At 30.2% G+C, this 22,368-nt stretch carries 21 protein-coding genes and 1 riboswitch; of the genes, 10 read left to right on the forward strand and 11 right to left on the reverse strand.

From position 1 onward, the window contains the following. Positions 1-4: 4 nt before the first annotated feature. From galU to Tmeso_RS08350, 5 genes are all read right to left on the reverse strand, one after another. Positions 5-889, reverse strand: a complete 885-nt coding sequence (gene galU, locus Tmeso_RS08330; RefSeq protein ID WP_099190122.1) for a UTP--glucose-1-phosphate uridylyltransferase GalU — start codon at positions 887-889, stop codon at positions 5-7. Between the two features lie 155 nt (positions 890-1,044). Beyond that, a complete protein-coding gene (locus tag Tmeso_RS08335) occupies positions 1,045-1,959 on the reverse strand; it encodes a DUF4430 domain-containing protein (protein ID WP_099190124.1) in 915 nt (304 codons plus the stop codon). A 119-nt stretch (positions 1,960-2,078) separates the two neighbouring features. Next, on the reverse strand, positions 2,079-3,917 hold the full coding sequence (gene pepF, locus Tmeso_RS08340; protein WP_099190126.1) for an oligoendopeptidase F: 1,839 nt from the start codon (positions 3,915-3,917) through the stop codon (positions 2,079-2,081). Between the two features lie 163 nt (positions 3,918-4,080). Further along, positions 4,081-5,658 (reverse strand): YcdB/YcdC domain-containing protein, encoded by a 1,578-nt coding sequence (locus Tmeso_RS08345; RefSeq protein WP_099190128.1) that lies wholly within the window; start codon positions 5,656-5,658, stop codon positions 4,081-4,083. 172 nt (positions 5,659-5,830) lie between these two features. Beyond that, positions 5,831-8,023 carry a YcdB/YcdC domain-containing protein gene (locus tag Tmeso_RS08350; protein ID WP_099190130.1) on the reverse strand — a complete coding sequence of 731 codons (2,193 nt, stop codon included), beginning with the start codon at positions 8,021-8,023 and terminating at the stop codon, positions 5,831-5,833. Positions 8,024-8,146: 123 nt separating this feature from the next. Here Tmeso_RS08350 and Tmeso_RS08355 point away from each other — a divergent pair, with 123 nt between their 5' ends. The 3 genes from Tmeso_RS08355 (at position 8,147) to Tmeso_RS08365 (ending at position 9,075) form a co-directional block, all read left to right on the forward strand. After that, positions 8,147-8,368 carry a DUF1659 domain-containing protein gene (locus Tmeso_RS08355; RefSeq protein WP_099190132.1) on the forward strand — a complete coding sequence of 74 codons (222 nt, stop codon included), beginning with the start codon at positions 8,147-8,149 and terminating at the stop codon, positions 8,366-8,368. Positions 8,369-8,655: 287 nt separating this feature from the next. Further along, positions 8,656-8,874 (forward strand): DUF2922 domain-containing protein, encoded by a 219-nt coding sequence (locus tag Tmeso_RS08360; RefSeq protein WP_099190134.1) that lies wholly within the window; start codon positions 8,656-8,658, stop codon positions 8,872-8,874. Positions 8,875-8,925: 51 nt separating this feature from the next. Beyond that, the gene (locus Tmeso_RS08365) at positions 8,926-9,075 is read left to right on the forward strand and encodes a YvrJ family protein (RefSeq protein ID WP_099190136.1); all 150 of its coding nucleotides are present in this window, start codon (positions 8,926-8,928) and stop codon (positions 9,073-9,075) included. A gap of 324 nt (positions 9,076-9,399) precedes the next feature. Here Tmeso_RS08365 and Tmeso_RS08370 read toward each other — a convergent pair whose 3' ends face one another. The 3 genes from Tmeso_RS08370 to thiT form a co-directional block, all read right to left on the reverse strand. Further along, positions 9,400-10,932 (reverse strand): AbgT family transporter, encoded by a 1,533-nt coding sequence (locus Tmeso_RS08370; RefSeq protein WP_099190137.1) that lies wholly within the window; start codon positions 10,930-10,932, stop codon positions 9,400-9,402. Between the two features lie 14 nt (positions 10,933-10,946). Continuing rightward, positions 10,947-12,128, reverse strand: coding sequence for a M20 metallopeptidase family protein (locus Tmeso_RS08375; protein ID WP_099190139.1), 1,182 nt, complete (start codon positions 12,126-12,128; stop codon positions 10,947-10,949). Between the two features lie 493 nt (positions 12,129-12,621). Next, positions 12,622-13,146 (reverse strand): energy-coupled thiamine transporter ThiT, encoded by a 525-nt coding sequence (thiT, locus tag Tmeso_RS08380; protein ID WP_099190141.1) that lies wholly within the window; start codon positions 13,144-13,146, stop codon positions 12,622-12,624. A 56-nt stretch (positions 13,147-13,202) separates the two neighbouring features. Further along, a riboswitch (TPP riboswitch) is annotated at positions 13,203-13,315 on the reverse strand. A 158-nt stretch (positions 13,316-13,473) separates the two neighbouring features. Between thiT and Tmeso_RS08385 the strand changes: the two genes are divergently transcribed. After that, positions 13,474-14,010 carry a sigma-70 family RNA polymerase sigma factor gene (locus Tmeso_RS08385; RefSeq protein WP_099190143.1) on the forward strand — a complete coding sequence of 179 codons (537 nt, stop codon included), beginning with the start codon at positions 13,474-13,476 and terminating at the stop codon, positions 14,008-14,010. A 635-nt stretch (positions 14,011-14,645) separates the two neighbouring features. On the opposite strand, the gene Tmeso_RS08390 is transcribed toward Tmeso_RS08385, so the two are convergent. After that, a complete protein-coding gene (locus Tmeso_RS08390) occupies positions 14,646-14,837 on the reverse strand; it encodes a hypothetical protein (RefSeq protein ID WP_099190145.1) in 192 nt (63 codons plus the stop codon). 222 nt (positions 14,838-15,059) lie between these two features. Between Tmeso_RS08390 and Tmeso_RS08395 the strand changes: the two genes are divergently transcribed. The 6 genes from Tmeso_RS08395 (at position 15,060) to Tmeso_RS08420 (ending at position 21,695) form a co-directional block, all read left to right on the forward strand. Continuing rightward, complete coding sequence (locus tag Tmeso_RS08395; protein ID WP_099190147.1) at positions 15,060-15,980, forward strand: sugar-binding transcriptional regulator; 921 nt, start codon at positions 15,060-15,062, stop codon at positions 15,978-15,980. A 118-nt stretch (positions 15,981-16,098) separates the two neighbouring features. Further along, a complete protein-coding gene (locus tag Tmeso_RS08400) occupies positions 16,099-16,761 on the forward strand; it encodes an L-fuculose-phosphate aldolase (RefSeq protein ID WP_099190149.1) in 663 nt (220 codons plus the stop codon). Positions 16,762-16,887: 126 nt separating this feature from the next. Next, complete coding sequence (locus Tmeso_RS08405; protein ID WP_099190151.1) at positions 16,888-18,189, forward strand: Na+/H+ antiporter NhaC family protein; 1,302 nt, start codon at positions 16,888-16,890, stop codon at positions 18,187-18,189. Between the two features lie 28 nt (positions 18,190-18,217). Next, complete coding sequence (locus tag Tmeso_RS08410; RefSeq protein WP_099190153.1) at positions 18,218-19,270, forward strand: S-methyl-5-thioribose-1-phosphate isomerase; 1,053 nt, start codon at positions 18,218-18,220, stop codon at positions 19,268-19,270. Positions 19,271-19,300: 30 nt separating this feature from the next. Then, on the forward strand, positions 19,301-20,539 hold the full coding sequence (gene mtnK, locus Tmeso_RS08415) for an S-methyl-5-thioribose kinase (RefSeq protein ID WP_099190155.1): 1,239 nt from the start codon (positions 19,301-19,303) through the stop codon (positions 20,537-20,539). Further along, positions 20,532-21,695, forward strand: coding sequence for an iron-containing alcohol dehydrogenase (locus Tmeso_RS08420; protein WP_099190157.1), 1,164 nt, complete (start codon positions 20,532-20,534; stop codon positions 21,693-21,695). The genes mtnK and Tmeso_RS08420 overlap by 8 nt, the downstream gene beginning before the upstream one ends. 82 nt (positions 21,696-21,777) lie before the next feature. On the opposite strand, the gene Tmeso_RS08425 is transcribed toward Tmeso_RS08420, so the two are convergent. Both Tmeso_RS08425 and Tmeso_RS08430 read right to left on the reverse strand, forming a co-directional pair. After that, on the reverse strand, positions 21,778-22,080 hold the full coding sequence (locus Tmeso_RS08425; RefSeq protein ID WP_099190159.1) for an SH3 domain-containing protein: 303 nt from the start codon (positions 22,078-22,080) through the stop codon (positions 21,778-21,780). Between the two features lie 71 nt (positions 22,081-22,151). Next, a partial coding sequence (locus Tmeso_RS08430) for an IS3 family transposase (protein WP_145993143.1) occupies positions 22,152-22,368 on the reverse strand: 217 nt, incomplete at its 5' end.

Here is a 22,368-nt window from a genome sequence, read left to right on the forward strand (position 1 = left end):
TATCTCACCCCTGTGTATTATATTTTTTTACTGTATCACTTAAGTAGCTTAAGAATTCCTCTCTCAAATTTTCTCTTTTAAGAGCGTAATCTACAGTCGCCTGTAAAAATCCAAGCTTATCTCCAACATCGTATCTTTTTCCCTCAAAATTATAAGCATACATAGCTTCTGTCTTTACAAGCTCTTTAAGTCCATCTGTAAGCTGTATTTCTCCACCCTTTCCAGCAGGAAGATTTTCAAGTATTTCAAATATTCTAGGTGTTATAATATATCTCCCAAGAATAGCTATGTTAGACGGAGCTTTATCTGATTCGGGTTTTTCGATTAAGTCTTTAACCTTATATATTCTATCTTCTATATGCTTACCTTCTACTATACCGTATTTATTCACATCTCCATCCGGAACTTTTTGGACCCCAAGTACAGTAGTTCTATATTCGCTATAAGCATCAATCAACTGCTTTAAGCAAGGATTTTTAGCATCAACTATATCATCGCCTAGCATTACCGCAAAAGGCTCATTTCCTATAAAATGCTTAGCACAATATATAGCATGACCAAGGCCTCTTGGTTCTTTTTGTCTTATATAATGTATATTTATCATATTAGATATGTTCTTTACTATATCTAATAACTCTTCTTTCCCTTGTTTTTCAAGTTGCATCTCAAGTTCTACAGACTTGTCAAAATGATCTTCTATAGATTGCTTATTTCTTCCTGTTATTATCAGTATCTCTTCTATTCCAGAATCAACAGCCTCTTCTATTATATATTGAAGAGTTGGCTTATCAACTATAGGAAGCATTTCTTTCGGCTGAGCCTTAGTAGCTGGTAAAAATCTCGTTCCAAGACCTGCTGCAGGTATTATGGCTTTTCTAACCTTATCCAAACTAGAACCCCCTTTATAAAATCTTTAATATAATTGTATATATTATTATATCATTAATAATACAAAAAAATTTCATTTGATAATATAAAACCTAAATATCGAATACTAATTTAAAAGTTTCAACATTTAGGCTTGATTATATTACTTATATTAGTTTATTTTATCATAGGTATATTAAATATCTCATCTTCAGTAATTATAGCTGAAAATTTAGCTTTTATTTTTTCTGGATTTTCATATAGTATGTTCAAGGCTTTTTTTATCATTTCATCACTATTGCCCGTTACAATCCATATATTAGACAAAGAAGAATAACCTTTTGGTAGTGAAGCTATTACAGCAGCTTTTTTAAATTCTTTCGCTATATTTTTACTACAATCAAGAGCCTTAACTTTATTCTCTATTTCAAAGAAAAGTTCTCCCTTTTTATCATTATATACATCTTTTATATTTTGTATTTTAGAAATTTCACTCCAAGTTCCTATAAATACAGTATTTATTTTTTCGTCATTATAATATCCTTCATTTATATCCTTCTTAACCAGATCATCTGCACCATTATTCTTTAAGTAATCATATAATTCATCAGTATCTTTTTTGAACTTTTTAGAATATAATATCTCAGTTTTTAATTTCTTCCCATTATATCCATTAGTGAAATTTTTGGGATACGAGCCTATTATACTAGTTATATAAATTTCATTTTCCCAAGTATGATAGTCCCATACCACATCATCTCCTGGCTTTAGATAATAATCATAAGGACTTACTTGTGCTAAATTTCCATTTATATAATAAAACCAACCTAACTTGTTTTCTTGACTATATTCAGACTTTATTCCATTTATAGAATCTATAAACCCATTTTCAGTCTTTACATCTAAATTACTCTCAATAAATTCCATAACAGTAGTATCTTTAGCAAAATCTAGTTTTTCATCATATATTTTTTGGTCTCCAAAATCTTGAGATAAAATAATATTACTTTTACTTTTTTCTAAATCTCTACTACATCCAAATAAAGATGTCATAATTATCGAAATGATAATAAATAATAATGTCTTTTTCATAATTTAAGCCTCCAAAAATTAATAACCTCATCTATTATGATGAGGTTATTTTTATACAGTATTATTTTTATTATATCATTCTTCTCTATTGTTTTGTAGTAATTTCATTCGTTATTTTTTTAATTTTCTAAAAAATCACTTTTTTGAAGTTCTTTTACCAAACTTTCAAATTTTTCAAGAGCATCCTTTATACATTTAGTATCATTCATATCTACACCTGCTTTTTTTAGTATATTTATAGGATAATCAGACCCTCCAGCTGCTAAAAAATCTAGATACTTGTCATTTTTACCATTTAATATATCTTGAGACAAACTTATCGCAGCACAACATCCAGTAGCATATTTATAAACATAAAAGTTAGAATAAAAATGAGGTATCCTACTCCACCATATAGAACATATATCATCAAGATAAAAATCTTCACCGTAGTATTTTTTCATAATATTTGTCCAAATTTTGTTTAGATTATCTGAAGTTAAAGCCTCTCCTTTTTCAGCTTTATCGTGTATAGTCTTTTCAAACTCAGCATACATAGCCTGAGTATATATACTTCCTGTTATAAGATCTATATATCCTTGTATATAATATATCTTTTCATCCTTAGTCTTAGCATTTTTTATCAAATATTCAAAAAGCAGAGCTTCATTAGTTATAGATGCTACCTCTGCAGTAAATATTGGATAATTGTAATTTACATAATCCTGGTTTTTAGAAGAATAATAATTGTTCATAGCATGACCCATCTCATGAGCAAATGTTGATACACCTCCTAAAGTATCATTATAATTTAAAAGTACATAAGGATGTGTATCATAACTACCCCAGGAGTAAGCTCCTCCTCTTTTATTTTCACTCGGATATACATCTATCCATCTATTATCTATTCCAAACTCAAGGTCTTTTACATACTTCTTTCCAAGAGGAGATAGCGCCTTAGTTATAATTTCTTTAGCATCATCATATTCTATTTTTTTATTACTTTTTACCAAAGGATTATACATATCATAATAATGTATCTTATCAAGCTTTAATATTTTTTTTCTAAGAGATACATATTTGTGGAATACATCTAATTTATTATTTACTTCTATTATTAAATTATTGTACAAGGACACATCTATGTTATCCTTATCAAGAGACGCTTCAAGAGATGTTTTATAATTTCTAGCTTTTGAATAAAATATATCCTTATTAACTTGACCTGATAAAGCCGATGCTAAAACATTTATATTTTTTTTATAGCTTTCAAATTCTTCTACGAATGCCTTTTTTCTAGTTTCACGATTATCATCTTGTAAAAGTCTTGAATATTCGCCCGGGGTAAAATTCGTCTTTCTATCTATATCTTTAAACGAAGTATACACCTTCTCCGGAGTGCTTGCCATACCTTTTGACAAAGACAAAATTCTCTCCTCTTTATCAGACAACATATGCTCTTTTGACTTATACAAATTATTTAAATAAAATTCATACGGTTTTAACTTATTATTACTCTTTATAAATTTATCTATAGTCTTTTTTTCTACACTTAAAATTTCAGGCTCTATAAACGATACACTACTGCTCAGCTTAACACTTAAATAACTTATATTATCACACATAGTAAGATACTTATTATTAGATGTATCTGTATCCTTACTCATATAAGCATATGCATACAACTTTTCTAACATCCTACTCATATTATCAGTCATATCCAAAGCTTCATATAAATACCTAGATCCCCTAGAAAGTTTACCCTTATAAGCCTCTATCTTGAGTATATTCTTCTCAAGTATCTTATAATCTCTCTCCCAATCAGAATCAGACGAATATATATCAGAAAGATTCCACTTGTACTTATTAGTATTTTGCTTATTATTAAATACAGATACCGTCTTAGTTTGTAAACTATAAAAAGAAAATAAACTTATAATCAGAACTATAATAAAAGATAATTTATATAACTTTTTCATAATAACCTCCTAATTAAACTTATATAATTAGGTTGTGTATTTTTTCGAAAATTATAATTAAATTCATGTGCTTAATCCAAAATAAATAACATTAAAATATCTCGTATGTGTTAAATAGTAACTCACATAACCAAGAAAAAAGATGGCTAATTTAGCCATCTAATTAATTCTTCTTTATTACATCACCTGAATAATCTAAAAATTCCCCAGTTAAAGCATCTATATGTTTGATATCTTCCATTCCACCTTTTTCAATCATCTTGTACATCAATTTTATCTCTTTTTTATCACTTTCTTGATCATATATAGTTACATAGCAAAGCTTTACTTCGTTTTTATCAAGATATGCCTGTTTTACCTTCTCAATGTCTAAAGCTTTATTCTTATCTGAAAATACTTTAGTATTGTCCCATTCGGATTCTATAGCTAATACATTATTTGTATTTAAATCTACATAAACACTTACATCATTATCTCTATAAACTACTCCATTTACGACTCTATTAAAAGAATAGCTTCCAACCTTATCATAAGTTACATTGCCTTCTTTATCCTCATAATAACCTGCCTCTTTTGTCATTTCAGTATCTATATTTATTCCTTTACTCTGACAACTATCTTTTATAGCTTGTAAAGCTCTTTCATATCCATCTTCCCATGTGTACTTTGGCTTTACATCTGTTTCATCCCATATCTCAAAATCAGTGTCCATATGTATTATTTCTTTATTATTTTTATCTATTACTATCTTTCCATTTGCTTCATTTCCTTCTTGATCTTTATAACTAAATTTAGCTCCCCAAGCTTGTCCTTTTGATGTCTTTTTACTCTCATCATCCGCAAGCTCTTCTATACTAGTTATAGTTATATCTTTATTTAATAACTCTTTAATTTTTTGCGTTACCAAATCTCTAGTCTCTTGCTCATTTAAATTATAGTTTGGTGTTTTTACTGATACAGATTCTTTATAATTTTCTTTACTCATCATATCTTGGTCTATATTCTTTATATAATACTCAAGCTCACCGTCTTTGGCATCTACCATGCTTGAAGTTTTATAATACGGATTATATACAAGACTTACTTTCTCATTTCCATCTTCATCATATATATTCATATACATAGGTTTCATCTCTATGTTATCTTGTATAATCTTTGCAGCCTTAGATTTGTCTATTACATTTTCAACCTTTGGAATATCCATATCCTTATTCCAATTCAAGCTATACTCAGATAATCTACCCGTTTCTTTATCTACAGTTATATATATTCCTTCTTGATCAAACTCTACTTCATTTAAAATTCTATTATATTCAAAATTAAAGCTATATTCATCTTCTTTTTCTATACATTTAGTGTTTTTAACTTTATCTGAGTGCATTTTATTTACTACATTGTCTGCTAGTTTTCTAGCCTCAGTCTTAGTTATTTGCTTATCACTTTCAACGTCTCCGTATATAGAAACACTGGACACAGTTTTATCAGGTTCAATATAAACGTCTACATCTACATAATTTTCATCTTCTCTACATATGTTTATATCCCAAGCTCCTTCTTCATAACTTTCCTCAGCCGTAACTTCAAAATTATTATCAATATCTATATCAAAGTATTTCTCAACAGCATCAGTAGCTATCTTCTTCGCTTCATCCCCACTCAAATTCTCATTTGCAAAAATAGATACACAACTACTCATTATAAAAACTAATATAAATAAACTCAAAATCCATCTATTCTTCATAAAAAAATCCCCCTTACTTTTTTTGTATACATAAGATGATAATACCATATTATGGTTTATTTTTGCAATATGAATAGTGATACCAAACTCATATCTAAATTTAACACAAAATACCCTATAAAATAGGTTTTTTAATTGCCTACTTTATAGGGTACATTATATTATCTTATCATTATTTTATTCCAGACTTGGATAAAGCCTTGTATACAGATACTGCCATTTCCGTCATAGTAGCATTGTCCTTAGGTCTAAAGCTTGAGTTGTCTCCAGCTACTATTCCAAGTCCCTTACATACAGCTACATATCCCTTGTAGTCATTATCTATACTATCTTCATCATTAAATCCAAGTGAATATACATCTTTCATATTTGCCATTTGTTCTTTGTCTATAAGTTTAACTATCATCTTAGTCATCTCTTGTCTTGTTATCTTAGCATCTTTGTTGAAATTTTCTTCTTTATTTTCTACAAATCCATACTCAATCGCAAGCTTTATATAAGACATATCTTCATCATCATTTTTTATATCTTTAAATTTAAGATCCTTTATATCACTTGTTCTATAAGTATTGTATCCTTTTGCATTTACAATCATCTTTATAGCATCTATTTTAGATATTTCATTATTTGGTTCAAATGTTTTAAGATCTATTATATAGCTATCACTCAATATTGTAAGTTCTTTTTTAGCCCAATGATCTTTTATTTTATCTGAATAGTCTTTATCATCCTTATTCTTAAATTCTTCTCCATTATAATCCAATTTTTTCCCAGTGATTGCATCAATTTTATCTAATCCATACATATCTTCTAATGAATAAGCTAGAGTTGCTTTTCTATTATTTTCTTTGTTATCATTAATAGTAGTATAACCTAATTCAATTTTACTATTGTCAAAGTATATATCCTTTGCCTTTTCTTTATCAATTACATTATCTACTGTTATGAATTTAGCATCATTGTTCCATACATAATCTACTCTTGTAACCTCACCAGTTATTGCATCAACAGATACAGATATATTATTATTTTCATAATTCATTTTATTATTAATTCTTGCAAAATCATAGTAATATGAATCTGAATTTATTTTTTTACCATTTATATAATGATAACCTTTTTGTTCTAATAATTTAGTATCTATATTTTTTATATTATATCCATAGTACTTGCTTAAAACATCTATAGCCTTATCATATCCTTCATTCCAAGTAATTTTAGGAGTAAAATCTTCATCTTCATCATTAAATCTATAAATATCAAAAGATATGATTTCACCTGTAAGTGCATCTATTGATATATTTCCATCCATATCTTTGTCTTTAATATTCAAATCAGCTTCCCATACTTTTCTTCCTCTATTCATATAATAATCATCATCTTCTTCATATCTAAATCTATCAATTTTAAAATCATCTTTTATAAAGTCTTTTGCAATAGAATTAATTATATCTTTAGCTTCTTTTTCTGTTAATTCTTTGCTGCGTTTTTGAGGCTTAGTACTATTGTTATATATTTTTTCTTTTTCTTCATCTTTTATATCCTTATACTTTAATTCTTCTTTAGAGCCATCCCATCTTAGCATTTCTCCAGTTTTCGCATCTACTAAAAATCCTTTTTCATTGTATGACTTATAAGCCAGATCTATACTTTCAGGTTTATCATCATCATTTTTATCTACATCAGAATATACAAGCTTCATATCTGTATTATCCTTTAATATCTGCTTTGCCTTATCTTTATCTATAACTTCTTTGTTATCATCAAATTTTACATTATAATCCCAATCAAATCTATACGATTCAATTTTACCTGTAATTCCATTTACTCCTATCTGTATATTATCTTGATTAAAACCAACTCCATTTTCCTGTCTTACATAGTTAAATGAATACTCTTCTCCTCTAAATCTTTCTGCCCAATAATTATCATCATTAAGCTTCACTTTAGTACTTTCAACAGGATTTATTTTTCTTAAAAAATCATCAGCTATTTTTTTAGCTTCTTCTTTTGTCATAGTAGGAATTACTATATTATCATCATTCCTATTCCAGTTATGATATCTTAATTCTACTATTTTTCCATTACTAGAATCTATCTCTGCATCTATATTTATGTGTATATCACCTTCAGATTTATTCCAGTCAATATTCCATACAGACCTGTCTTCATATCTTTCATTTCTAAATTCTATTCTAGACTCAAATTTATCGTCTAATTCAATACCTAAATAGTTCTTTAAAGCATTCTCAGCTGTCTTCTTTGCCTCTTCCTTTGATACCTTAGAATCAGCAAAAGATAGTATAGAACCCCCCAATACCAAAAATACTGTAAAAATAGTTAAAATAATTCTTTTCAAATTCATACCTTACCCTCCTTATTAATATCTATCCTTTATTATTATACTATAAATTTGTAAATAAATTACATCTTCAGTGCACCTTTTATTTTTTTATATCCATATATAGAGTTGAAAGGGGATGATAACATGGCAATAACAAGTATTAAAACAGGAACAAGTTTAAAATTAAAGTATTCTTTAGGTCTTAATGAGAAAGGGGTTGAAAAGTTCAAGACGACATCTATCAAGAACTTGAAATTAGACGCAACTGATGAAGATTTATTTGGAATCACTACTTTAATGAAGGGTATGCAGAGCAATTCTTTGGTTGAAGTGAAGAAGGTAGTTGATACTGATTTAAGCGAGTAGTTACAGTAGCCAAAATATATATATGAGAATACCGTTCATGCAACGATATTTTGAAGAAAACTAAGATTTCGTCTTATTGATAATCCTAAAGTTTCTAAACTCCCTTTGGTCAAACAAATAAACTTTTTAACAGATTATCAAACGACAAAACCTAAGTTCTCTAATTCAAAATATCTAAAAGCAATCACTAACATTTTCATAGATATATTTTTAGAGTAGTTCTTAATCAATTTACTTAAATCATTTTAAATTTTGAGAGAGAAAATGAAAATATAGGGGGTAATATTATGGAAAAGAGACTTGATATGAAATTTATTAAATCTGATGGTAAGAAGGTGACTGTTAAGGTTAATAGCTTAAAAGATGATGTTGATGATAGCGCTATAGATGCTTTGATGGATTACATAGTTTCTAAAGATCTGTTTAAGTTCAATGGAGAAAGCATAGTTAAGAAAGAATCAGCTGAGATTGTAACTACTCAAACTGAAAATATTCATATTAACTAATTGAGAAGGGGGGCTAATTTTAGCCCCTTTTTGAGTATAAGGAGGTATATTATGAATGAGATTTTAGGACTTGTTTCTAATGTGGGTTTTCCAATAGTTTTGTCTATATATCTTTTAACAAGGATAGAAGAAAAGCTTGAGAATTTAACCCAGAGTATTAACAAGTTGAATAATGTGATTTCTAGAATAGAAGTACAGTAATCTTACCTTTAAATTTGTGGGTTATCAAAATATGTATATGTCTTTAAAAATATTTTTTCTTAAATCTACATAAACTCTAATCACTACACCTAAAAATGAAGCTTATAAAAATGTTAGCGAATGATTTAAATGTTTTTGTATAAAACTTGTGTTACAGCGTTTGAATATCCGTTAAGAAAGTTCGTTGTCTAAACGTAGTGAGTTTAGAACTTTTAGGATATTCAATAAAATGTAATACTTAGTTTTATAAAAAACATTTAACACATAAGCGTTATTTTTATAAGCTTCATTTTTCATTTAAGCACTATAAAATCTTCACTTAGATTACATATATATTCCAGCCCCAGGTCCTAAAGGAATATTGAATTTCATAAATACAACCAGTAATATTATCCATAGTATTCCATAAGCTATTGAATACGGAATCATATTTGCCATTATAGTTCCCATTCCAGCTTTCTTATCATACTTTCTAGCAAAAGCTAGAATTATAGGAAAGTATGGGAAAAGTGGACTTATAGGATTAGTGATTGAATCTCCTATACGATAAGCCACTTGTGTCAAAGCTGGATTATAATCAAGGAGCAAGAACATAGGAACAAATACAGGAGCCATTATAGCCCATTTCGCTGAAGCACTTCCTACAAATAAATTTATAAATCCAGACAATATAATAAATCCAATTATAAGCCCAAATCCAGTGAAACCCATATCCTTTAATGACTCTGCGCCTTTTACAGATATTATTACCCCTATATTACTAATTGTAAATAAAGCTAAGAATTGAGATGCAGCAAATGCAAGCACTATATACATACCCATCTCACTCATAGATTGCCCCATCATAGCAACTACATCTTTATCACTTTTTATTTTTTTAGTTATCTTTCCATATATTAGTCCAGGAATGAAGAACATCAAAGTTATTATAGGTACAAGACCTTTCATAAGAGGTGCCTTAGGCGCTAGTAGTGAATTAGTCTCAGGATCTTTCATAAATGCATTATCACCTATACAAAGACCAACTAATACAACTGCAATAAAAAGTAAAGATATGCCTGCCCATTTAAGCCCTTTCTTTTCATATTCGTTAATTTCACATACAGCTTCAGTATCTGAATCTCCTTCATATTTGTCAAATCTAGGAGCTATTATTTTCTCAGTTATAATTACAGATGCTATAAGAATTGCACCAGTAGAAACTAAAAGAAAATAAAAGTTCATAGCAGGGGTCGCTTGATAGCTAGGATCTATCATTTGAGCAGCAGGTATAGTAAATCCTCCTAGCAAAACATCTATCATACTCACCATAATATTAGCAGAAAAACCACCAGCAACACCAGCATAAGCTGCAAACATTCCTATAAGAGGATGTCTTCCTATTCCAAGAAATACTATAGCAGCAAGTGGAGGTAAAACTATAAATCCTGCATCTCCAGCTGCATTAGCAAGTATTCCTACAAATATTATCATACCTGTAATTAAACTTCTTGGAACCTTACTAATAGAATTCTTAAGAGCTGTTTCCATAAGTCCTGACTTTTCAGCAACGCCAGCACCAAGCATAACAACTAAAACCAAACCTAATGGTGGGAATCCTTGAAAGTTTCCTACAATACCTGTTAATATACCCCTAAGTCCATCCTTACTCATAAGATCTACTACACTTACAGTTTCTTTAGTTAATGGATGAATTACAGATACATTTCCCATAAATAATATCTTAGACAATATAATTATTAGTCCACATAAAATAACGAATAAAGTTACAGGATCAGGCAGCTTATTTCCCACTATCTCAATCCCATTTAAAAATCTACTAAAAAGTTTATTCTCCTTAACTTGTACTTTTTCCATAATACTCCTCCCCTTTACTCACTCAAATAATCTATTGCAGTCTGAGCAAGCCCCTTAGCAATAGTAAGTACATTCTTATCATTCCACTTGAACTTAGGATGATGATGAGCTACTAAATTATCATTATCCTTACTAATTCCTACAAATATAAAAGATGATGGAACTAATTGCCCAAAATACGCAAAATCTTCTCCACCCATAGTAGGTTCCTTCATGTCAAACACTTTATCTTCTCCTAATATCTTCTTAAATGAATTTCTAGCAAGCTCAGTCATTTTTTCATCATTTATAAGAGCTGGATATTTTTCTTCATATTTAAATTCATAGCTTGCTCCTTGACACTCAGTTACTGCCTTTAATATATCCTCCATGGCCCTTGGTATAAACTTTCTATGTTCCTCACTAAAAGTTCTAACAGTACCTACAACCTCTACATCATTAGGTATAACATTATGACTTTTTCCCCCATTAATACAGCCAAAAGATATAACTGCACTCTCAAGAGGACTTATTCTCCTACTTACAATAGATTGAATATTATTAATAACTTGAGCAGCTATAACAATAGGATCCACACTAAGATGAGGAACTGCTCCATGTCCACCTTTTCCCTTTACTGTAAATCTAAATAAATCTGGTGCAGCCATCATAGCTCCTTTTCTTACATGAACCTCCCCTTCAAGCATTTCCCCCCATAGATGACATCCAAAAGCTGCATCTACCTTAGGATTTTCCATAATTCCCTCATCTATCATAGGCTTGGCTCCACCTTGTTCTTCCTCTGCTGGTTGGAATATAAGCTTTACATTTCCATGAATCTTATCCTTCATATCATTTAATATCATAGCAGCACCCAAAAGACCTGCCATATGTCCATCATGACCACACGCATGCATACAATTCTCAACCCTAGACTTATACTCTACATCTGCTTCCTCATTAATACGCAAAGCATCCATATCAGCACGAAGAAGAACTGTCTTACCAGGATGATTTCCTTTTATAAGACCTACAACACCCGTCTTAGCAACATTAGTTTTATACTCAATTCCCAACCTTTCAAGCTCATCTCCAATAGTCTTTGCAGTCTTAAACTCCTCATAGCCTAACTCTGGATACATATGAAACTGATGTCTTAACTCAACCATTTGGCTGTAATTATCATCACCTATTTTATTTATAATGTTCGTACACATTTTTACCCCTCCCTTTTTGTCTTCATATCATGAACACTTGTATTTTATTCATATGCAATAGTACCATATTTTAGTACCAAGTTCAATATATTAATATTTATATACATATTAATTCCTTCATACAGTATGTTCATCTGAACTTTCTGAATTTTTATCTTATGAAAATTCGTTTAATCTTACATAAAAAAATTCGTCTAGTTGCAAGTGTAGTTCTTCTATCAATGTTATCCACAGAGCCCAAATTTTATAATCCCTTAGTATATAAAAACACGCTTATTAAAATCCAACTACCGAAATAACAGTAGCTTAAATTTTAATAAGCGTGTTTTTTATCATTGTAATTAAAATAATGGGATGAACTAAATCTTATACTCTAGTAGCATCAATACTAAAACTATATATGAAAATGTTAGCAAATATCGTTGTATTCGCAGTATTTTCATACATAGTTTTTGATAACCCACAAATTATAAAATAAGTAATAGTATTTATTCTAAGCAACAGCCAATGATTTAAATGATTTATAAAGCAATCCCACTACAGCTATAGATATTAAAAGCTCAGGTAATAAGTACGATGCATTATAAGTAATTGAATAAATCCAAGGATTAGTTCCCTCTGGTGCATAAGAAGCCCAAATTATAGCTCCTGATAATACATGTGACGTGAACCTTAAAAATACCCCAAGACAAGTTCCAAGAACTACACCTGTTAATGAATCTCTAAACAATCCTGCAAATCCCAGTACTCCAAATGCCAATACATAATCAAGTAGTATAGACATTATATGAAAACTATACTTTGTATCCAATATAAATTGAAGTATTCCATAAGTTATAGCTACAAAAATTCCCGGAGATACTCCCCATCTTATAGCATAAAATATTATAGGAATCATACTTCCAGCAGTAACCGCTCCACCAAATGGACCCTCATATATTTTAATATAGCTAAGAATCTGTGCAAGTGCTATCATTACGCCTGCTTCTACTAACATTTTAGTAGTCATTTTTTTCATTTGTACTTCCCCCTTTTTTAGATAATAAAAATGCTACGCATATAGCGTAGCATTGATTAACTAATTCAATATGATTCCTACGCTGGCATTATCCAGATCAGGTATTAGGGTCGAAACATTTATACGGTTTCCTCTCAGCCAGACTCCTCCAGCTCCCCTTTTACTATTATTCATTTTTACTATACACCTATTATATATTTTTTGAAAACGTATGTCCATACGCTTACAAAATTTTCATATTATTTTGTATATACTATTGCACTCCAAACAAATGTTCGGTATAATATTCTCAGAACGTATGTTTGGTTAATTTAGGGGGGATACCAAATGAATGCATATGAAGAAATTAATGAATTAGTTAAAATGTCTCAACAAGGAGATACCGATTCACTTGAAAAGCTACTAGATATATTAAAACCACTTCTAATCTCAAAATGTAAACACTACTTCGGATATATAAGCGAGGATCTTTATCAAAATGGAGTTATAAAATCAATAGAACTTATAAATAGCTTTGACTTTAAAAAGAACACCAAATTCCTTGGATATATGAAATTTATGATAAGTTGCTTTTACTGGGATCAAAAAAAGGACGAGCTTAATTCAAAAGAAGTGAGTGTAGACTTTAACGGCAATCAAATTAAGGAAGTCTATGTTGAAGACTTTTCAAGTATAGAGACTATAGAAGCATTATCTATTTTAAATGCTACAGAAATAAAAGTTATAGAAAAGAATTTGATACAAGGACATACTCTTCTTGAAATATCAAAAGATATGGACATATCATATAGTTGGGTCAAGAGAGTTAAGTCTCAAGCAGTTAAAAAACTTGAAAAATATTACTCACTAAACTACTCTATATGATAAAAAATCTTTATTCTAAAGATCTTAAATACATATATTCTTTACTCAGTGGGTTATCCAAAATATATAGATTAAGATAACGCTCATGCAGCGATATTTTGAAGAAAACTAAGATTTCGTCTTATTAATAATTCTAAAATTTATGAACTCCCTACGGTCAAACACATAAATTTCTTAACGTATTATCAAACGACAAAACCTAAGTTATCTAAATCAAAATATCTAAAAGCAGTCACTAACATCTTAATCGATATATTTTTAATTTTCCTTTTATTGTAGAGTAAGTTGTTATCGCATTAAAAACCAAAAGATTTTTAAAAAGATTTTTTATTGAATCTACTCAAATTCTAGGCACTAAACTTAAAAATAAAGCTTATTAAAATGTTAGCGATTGATTTAAAAAACTTTTGTATAAAACTTGCGTTACAGTGTTTCAATATCCGTTAAAAAAATTCGTTGTCTGACCAACGGGAGTTTAGAACTTTTAGGATATTGAATAAGCTGTAATGCTTAGTTTTATGCAAAAGTTTTAATCCATGAGCGGTATTTTAATAAGCTTTATTTTTTGCCCAATCATATGTTAGAATTAGTGTTCTTAAAAACAAAACCCAGACAGCTATTATACACTATCTGGATTAAATATCATAAAGTATATTATATATAGCATGCCTAGGTAAATTATGAGTTACATCCCCTACAGTAAAAGATATAATCGGAGAACCTTCTGATTCAAACCACTGTAGTATTTGTTGTATCTGTAATTGAGTTAATTCTGCTTTGGGTACTATCAAAGAATTCCCATCAATAAAATTTATCTTTATTGACATAAATATCTTTCCTTTCTGCATATTATTTCGATTTAATATATATTATTTAGCCACATACTAAATTGTTCCCATAATAAATCGTATTAATCCCCACCTTTATATTTTACCATATTAGAATTTTTTTCCAATATATATTGTTTTAATTTTCCCTTAATGTTATAATTCTGTTAAAATGTTACATATTTTCATTTAGTGAGCATATGTAATATAAGGAGGAATTTAATGGCCGCTAACAACAATCGAGAACTTATAAAGGTTTCATACTATTATTATAAAAAAGGATTAACGCAAGCTGAAATAGCAAAAAAAATGCTTATATCTAGACAAAAAGTGAATAGATTATTAAAAAAAGCTCTTAATGAAAATATAGTTCAAATTCAAATAGTAGATGTAAACAAGTATAACTTAGATCTTGAAACAAAACTTGAAGAAAAATTTAATTTATCTCAAAGTGTAGTAGTGTCTTCTATAGATGAAAAAAGTATAACTAGATGTCTAGGTATAGCAGGTGCTGAATATTTAGAAAAGACACTTGGAAAAGGCGATACTATAGGTGTTACTCTTGGAAAAACATTATCAGAGGTTGCTAATAGATTATCATATAATACTAAATTGCAAATACCTGCTGTTCAGCTAATAGGAGGTCTTGATATAGAATATTCTGCTTTACGACCAGATGAAATAACTAGAACTATTGCAGAAAAACTAGGTGGAAACCCCTATTTATTGTATGCTCCTGCTATAGTAGAAAATAAAGAAACTAAAGATGCAATAATTTCTGATGAAATCTTTAAAACTACTCTTAAAAACATGGAAAAATGCAATATCATAATGGCTGGTATAGGAGAACTAAATTCAGATAGTACCCTATACTTTAATGAAGATTACACAAATCACCTTCTATCTCGTAATTGTGTTGGAGATATTGGATTTAGATGGTATGACAAATCTGGTAAACCTGTAGATCATGATTATACCGATAAAACGATAGGATATAACATACTTGCAAATAAGTCTGACGCTCTAGTAATAGGAGTTGCAGGTGGTAAGTCAAAGTATGAATCTATATTAGCAGCATTAAAAGGCAAATATCTAGATGTCCTTATAACAGATGCTGATACAGCCACACACTTAATTGAATAGCTAAGCTTAAAAAAACTGACACTTAATTACTTTCACAATCGAGTCTAATTAAGTGTCAGTTTTTTATTTATAAGTAAGTTCTATAATTTAAATCTATATATGAAAGGGAGGAATATATTTGATATTTCAAAACGAGAGAGAACAAATTATCGAATATGGAAAAAACCTAATTCAAAGTAACTTAACTAAAGGAACAGGAGGTAATATCAGCATATTTATAAGAGATAAAAAATTAATGGCTATAACTCCAAGTGGAATTGACTATTTTAAGTTAAAGCCAGAAGACATTATAATAATGGATCTTGATGGAAATATAGTTGATGGAACTCAAAAGCCATCTAGCGAATGCTCAATGCATCAAATCTTTTATAAGAACAGAGATGATATTAACTCAGTAGTTCATGTTCACTCGACTTATTCAACTACTCTAGCTTGTATGAATTGGGATCTACCTGCTCTCAATTATTTAGTAGCTGTTTCAGGGGGAAACAATGTTAGATGCACAGAATACGCAACTTTTGGAACTAAAGAGCTTGCCCAGAATGCATTTGAAGCTATGAAGGACAGATACGGTGTGTTTTTAGCAAACCACGGTCTATTGACAGGAGCAAAAGACTTACCTAATGCTTTTAGTAAGGCAGAAGAAATTGAATTTTGTGCTGAATTATATTGTCGCTGCAAAAGTTTAGGTCAACCCAAAATACTTTCAGATGAAGAAATGAATAAAATGGTATCACTTTTTCAAAGCTACGGCCAAGTCAAAAATTCGTCTAGTCGCTAACACGCTGACTCATGTCGCCAATAAGTCTTGGGACTCTGTTGCTTAGAAATAGTTGATTCTGTACTACTTTTAAGCAGTATTAACCACAGCTTTAAAATTATATGGTTTTAATTGGGAGGGAATAGAATGAGTAAAATAGGAACAGATAAAAAAAGTAGTTTTAAAGGATTATTGCCTTTGGTATTTTTCTTATTATTATTTATGGGAACAGGAATTATAACAGGAAATTTCAACAATATGCCGCTACTACTAGCTTTTATCCTTGCTTCTGCGTTTGCTTTACTACTTGATAAAGAAGGTGCAAATACATCTTTATCTGATAAAATTGATATTTTTTCTAAAGCTGGTGGAGAACCAACTATTATTTTAATGGTTGTTATATTTCTATTAGCTGGAGCTTTTTACTCTATAGCAGATGCTATGGGTGCTGTTAGTTCTATGGTAAACCTTGGATTAAGTATATTACCTGCAAACCTGTTATTACCAGGACTATTTATGGTTGGATGTATCTTATCATTCTCTATGGGTACTTCAATGGGAACTATAACAGCACTTGCTCCTATAGGTGTAGGTATAGCCTCTCAAACAGGGCTTAGCTTACCTCTAGTTTTAGGAACTGTTATAGGTAGTGCTTTATTCGGAGACAATTTATCATTTATCTCAGATACAACAATAGCAGCTACAAGAACTCAAGGTGTAGAGCTTAGAGACAAATTCAAGGCAAATGGATTGATAGTTTTACCAGCTGTTATAGTTACTCTTGTAATCTTAACCTTCTTATCTGGTGGAAATGCAAACCTAGAAACATATGAATATTCCATAGTTAGAATAGTACCATATATAGCTATCATCGGTAGTGCATTAATAGGTTTAAACGTTATGGTTGTTTTAGGGATTGGTATAGGATCTGGTGCAGTAATAGGACTTTTCATGGGTGATTTTACTGTAGTTGAACTTTTTGGTGTATTACAAAGAGGGATGGGATGGATGGAAGATCTAGCTATAATATCTCTTATAGTAGGTGGACTTGTTGGCCTTATGAATTATTACGGAGGAATCAACTATTTATTAGAAAAAGTTACATCTAAGGTTAAAACAGCAAAAGGTGCTCAATTAGGTATAGCTGCACTAGTTAGTTTAATAGATATAGCTACTACTAACAACACTATATCTATAATTACAGCAGGACCATTAGCAAAAGACTTATCAAAGGAATATGATATAGACCCAAGAAGAACTGCAAGTATTTTAGACATCTTCTCATCTGCATTCCAGGGTCTGATTCCTTATGGAGGACAATTCTTATTGGCTGCAGGAATCGGTCAGATATCACCTGTTGAAATAGTACCTTATTCAATATATTCATTATTGATGATAGTATTTGGATTAGTAGCAATTATGTTCAACTTCCCTAAGATGAAGCAATAATACCCTCATACAGAAAGGCGGAATATATATGCAACGAGTAGATACAGACTTAGCATTTATGCTACAATTCGAAAATGTAGCTTGGTATGATAATAAAAAAGTAAGAATATTAGATAGAAGAATTTATCCAACTAAAGTAAAATTCATTACATGTGATAACCATAAAGAAGTTGCTAAAGCTATAGCAGATATGGTAACTCAAAGTGCTGGTCCTTATACCGCTGCAGGTATGGGGATGGCACTTGCAGCATATGAATGCAGCAACTTATCTTATAAAGATCAAATAAATTATTTAGAAAATGCTGCTTTCACTCTTTCAAATGCAAGACCTACGACAGCAAATCGTATGACTTTGGTTGTTAATGGGTGTTTGAAGGTTGCTAAGACTGCCATGGAAAATGGAAACAAAGTTGATGAAGCTATTTTTGAACATACAGTTAAATCTATGAATAATCGCTACTCTAGAATAGGAACAGTAGCAAAATATCTAGTAGATATGTTTCCTCAAAACGGAAATATAATGACTCAATGCTTCGGAGAGACAATAATAGGTATGATGCTAAAAGAAGCAAAATCAAGGAATAATAACATCAAACTATTTTGTCCAGAAACAAGACCATACCTACAAGGAGCTAGACTTACTGCAAGTGTAGCATATGACCAAGGCTTTGATGTTACTGTAATAACAGACAATATGCCTGCCTTTACTATGCAAAACAAAAACATAGACTTATTTACATCAGCAGCAGATTCAATATGTTTAGATGGACATATAGTAAATAAGGTTGGAACACTTCAAATAGCTATAGCAGCTAAATACTTTAAGGTTCCATACTTCGTAACAGGAATACCAGACAAAGACTACACTAACATATCACAAGTTAAAATAGAAGAAAGAGACCCTAATCAAGTACTAGAATTCAGAGGAATTAAAAACACTATGGATGGAGTTAAAGGATACTACCCTTCTTTTGATATTACTCCACCTAGCTTAGTAAGTGGTGTGGTAACAGATAAGGGAATACTTAGTCCTTATGATTTATACAGATATTTCGAATCCAAAGTAGAGAACTATTATTAAGATTATAGATGAACTTAAGGGGTGAATACATTGTCTAAATTTAACTCACATTTTAGAATGAATATAGAAGATGCTGTACTATATGCAAAAGAAAAATTAGATATATTCGACGAAAATGCCAATTTGCGAGCAGAAGAAATTGGAGATGGAAATATAAACTATGTATTTAAAGTATGGGATACAAATACACAAAAATCAGTAATAATAAAACATGCTGATGTAGTTATTAGATCTTCAGGAAATCCTCTAGATATAGCTAGAAATAGAATTGAAGCAGAAGTTTTAATGCTTCAATCAAACCTAGCTCCCGGATTGGTTCCAAAAGTATATAAATACGACCCTATAATGTGTACTCTATCAATGGAGGACATATCTGATCACATAAATCTAAGAAAAGAACTTCTAAAAAGAAAGACATTCCCAAAACTCGCAGACCACGTAACCACATTCATAGTAAATACACTCTTACCTACTACAGACCTAGTAATGAATTCAGCTAAGAAGAAAGATAACGTAAAAAAATTTATCAATAAAGAACTTTGTAAAATATCAGAAGACCTAGTATTCACAGAACCATATATAGACTATAAGGGTAGAAACATAATATTAGAAGAAAACATGGATTTCGTAAGAAAAGAACTATATGATAACAAAGAATTAATACTTGAAGTTGGCAAGCTTAAAAACAACTTTATGAATAACGCTCAAGCTCTAATACATGGAGATTTGCACTCAGGATCTATATTCATAAATCAAGAATCTACCAAGATATTAGATCCAGAATTTGCATTCTACGGTCCTATTGGATATGACCTTGGAAACGTAATAGGAAACTTATTCTTCGCATGGGCAAATAATATCGTTACTAATCATAACGATGATGTAGAAAAATTCACTTCATGGATTTCAAATACTATCCAAGATATAATATCTTTATTCAAGCAGAAATTTATAACACTATACAAAGAATCAGTAACAGACGTAATGGCAAAGCAAGAATACTATATGAATTGGTATCTAGATACTATACTATCTGATACAGCTGGAACAGCTGGACTTGAAATAATAAGAAGAGTTGTTGGAGATTCAAAAGTTGCAGATATTACAGATATAGCTAATATAGATGAGAGAATCCATGCTGAAAGAATTTTGATACTAGCAGCTAAATCATTTATAACTAATAGAGACTCTATCAAATCAGGAGATCAATACGTAAATATATTTAATACTACAGTCCACGACTATATAAAGGAGGCTTGTAATGAATAGTTTCTATTATTATAACCCTACAGAATTAATATTTGGAAAAGACTCTATCTCAAAAATAAAGGATCATATTCCAAAAACAGCAGAGAAAGTACTTCTACACTACGGTAGAGACAGCATAAAAAAATCAGGTTTATATGACCAAGTAATGGATATATTAAATAATAACAATATAGAGGTAATTGAACTCTCAGGAGTAACACCAAACCCAAAACTATCTTTAGTAAAAGAAGGTATAAAACTTTGCAAAGATAATAATATCGACTTTATACTAGCTGTAGGTGGCGGAAGCGTTATCGATTCATCAAAAGCTATAGCTGCTGGAATCTACTACGAAGGTGATGTATGGGATTTATTCGCTAAGGACATAGAAATAACAAAAGCTATGCCCATAGGTGTAATATTAACAATACCTGCAACAGGAAGCGAAAGTAGCTCAGCTACAATAATAACTAATGAAACAACACTTCAAAAGCAAGGTCTAGAGAACGATCTTCTAAGACCTAAATTTGCAGTATTAAATCCAGAACTAACATTAACACTTCCAAGAAAGCAAACTTTTGCTGGTATAGTAGATATACTTTCTCATGTTATGGAGCGATACTTCACTAATACTAAAGATGTAGAACTTACAGATAATTTATGCGAAGCTACAATGAGAACAGTTATAAATAATGCATACAGACTATTAGATAACCCTAACAACTACTGCGCAAGAGCCGAGATAATGCTAAGCGGAACTATGGCTCACAGCGGAATACTCGGACTCGGAAGAGAAGAAGATTGGGCAAGTCATAGAATAGGTCACGAAATAACAGCTTTATATGGAACAACACACGGAATAACTTTATCAATAATACTTCCTGCATGGATGAAGTATGTATATAAAGAAAATATAGAGAGATTCTCTAGATTTGCAGAGCAGGTATTCGGTGTTAATGATAACAATAAAATACAAGAAGAAATAGCTCTTATAGGAATTCAAAAATTCGAAGATTTCTTAAAAGATATAGATATATCTACAAAGTTAGACGATGAAAATATCCCTTGTGATAAATTCCAAGAAATGGCCAGAAAATGCACAGCTTCAGGCCCTGTAGGAAGATTTGTTAAGATATATGAAGAAGATGTAATTAAGATATTAGAAATGGCAAAATAAAAATTCATCCAGCTAATACTGCACAAAAATAGCCCCAATAGATATCTATCGGGGCTATCTTTATACTATGAGATTTAAATAATTAATACTTATAATTCATAGTATTATACGAAACCCAACCAGTATAATAATCTCCCATATCATCATAGTATTCAACCTTACACCAGAATCTTTCAGCATTCTCAACTTTAGTTTCATTAACATAACACTCGGTTCCCTCTGAAATTGTTGTTATAACATCTGAACCAAGTTTTGGAGCAACCCTTAGATTTGCATTCTTAGCAATAATTGTTTGATATGTATCTTCTACATCATATGCTTTGTATTTAGTCTGATTTAGCATTTCTTCTTGTTCAGCCATTTTTTCAGCTTCTTTTATTTGCATTTCTTCATTTTTCTTAGCTTCTTTTATCGAAAACTTTAGTTCCTCTTTTAGATTTGGATTGTCAACACTTTTTAGGACACTTTTTTGTCGGACATCAATAACCTATATTCTATAGGGCTAAGGTAATCTAATGACCCGTGTATTCTGTGATTGTTATACCAATTTACATAATCAAATAATTCATATTCTAGTTGTTCGAAATTTTCAAATATTTTATTGAAAGCAAATTCAGTTTTTATAACCTTAAATGTAGCTTCTGCTACGGCATTATCATAAGGGCATCCTTTT

Origin of the sequence: Tepidibacter mesophilus, from assembly GCF_002724055.1 — a bacterium.
Lineage (GTDB): Bacteria > Bacillota > Clostridia > Peptostreptococcales > Peptostreptococcaceae > Tepidibacter_A > Tepidibacter_A mesophilus.

Coding starts and splice junctions, on each gene's coding strand:
- Tmeso_RS08375 (WP_099190139.1), bottom strand. CDS start 12,128: ATGTGTACGAACATTATAAATAAAATAGGTGATGATAATTACAGCCAA.
- Tmeso_RS08425 (WP_099190159.1), bottom strand. CDS start 22,080: ATGCAAATAAAAGAAGCTGAAAAAATGGCTGAACAAGAAGAAATGCTA.
- Tmeso_RS08365 (WP_099190136.1), top strand. CDS start 8,926: ATGAATGAGATTTTAGGACTTGTTTCTAATGTGGGTTTTCCAATAGTT.
- Tmeso_RS08405 (WP_099190151.1), top strand. CDS start 16,888: ATGAGTAAAATAGGAACAGATAAAAAAAGTAGTTTTAAAGGATTATTG.
- Tmeso_RS08390 (WP_099190145.1), bottom strand. CDS start 14,837: ATGTCAATAAAGATAAATTTTATTGATGGGAATTCTTTGATAGTACCC.
- thiT (WP_099190141.1), bottom strand. CDS start 13,146: ATGAAAAAAATGACTACTAAAATGTTAGTAGAAGCAGGCGTAATGATA.
- Tmeso_RS08420 (WP_099190157.1), top strand. CDS start 20,532: ATGAATAGTTTCTATTATTATAACCCTACAGAATTAATATTTGGAAAA.
- Tmeso_RS08410 (WP_099190153.1), top strand. CDS start 18,218: ATGCAACGAGTAGATACAGACTTAGCATTTATGCTACAATTCGAAAAT.
- Tmeso_RS08335 (WP_099190124.1), bottom strand. CDS start 1,959: ATGAAAAAGACATTATTATTTATTATCATTTCGATAATTATGACATCT.
- Tmeso_RS08370 (WP_099190137.1), bottom strand. CDS start 10,932: ATGGAAAAAGTACAAGTTAAGGAGAATAAACTTTTTAGTAGATTTTTA.
- Tmeso_RS08395 (WP_099190147.1), top strand. CDS start 15,060: ATGGCCGCTAACAACAATCGAGAACTTATAAAGGTTTCATACTATTAT.
- Tmeso_RS08350 (WP_099190130.1), bottom strand. CDS start 8,023: ATGAATTTGAAAAGAATTATTTTAACTATTTTTACAGTATTTTTGGTA.
- Tmeso_RS08355 (WP_099190132.1), top strand. CDS start 8,147: ATGGCAATAACAAGTATTAAAACAGGAACAAGTTTAAAATTAAAGTAT.
- Tmeso_RS08360 (WP_099190134.1), top strand. CDS start 8,656: ATGGAAAAGAGACTTGATATGAAATTTATTAAATCTGATGGTAAGAAG.
- Tmeso_RS08345 (WP_099190128.1), bottom strand. CDS start 5,658: ATGAAGAATAGATGGATTTTGAGTTTATTTATATTAGTTTTTATAATG.
- Tmeso_RS08385 (WP_099190143.1), top strand. CDS start 13,474: ATGAATGCATATGAAGAAATTAATGAATTAGTTAAAATGTCTCAACAA.
- pepF (WP_099190126.1), bottom strand. CDS start 3,917: ATGAAAAAGTTATATAAATTATCTTTTATTATAGTTCTGATTATAAGT.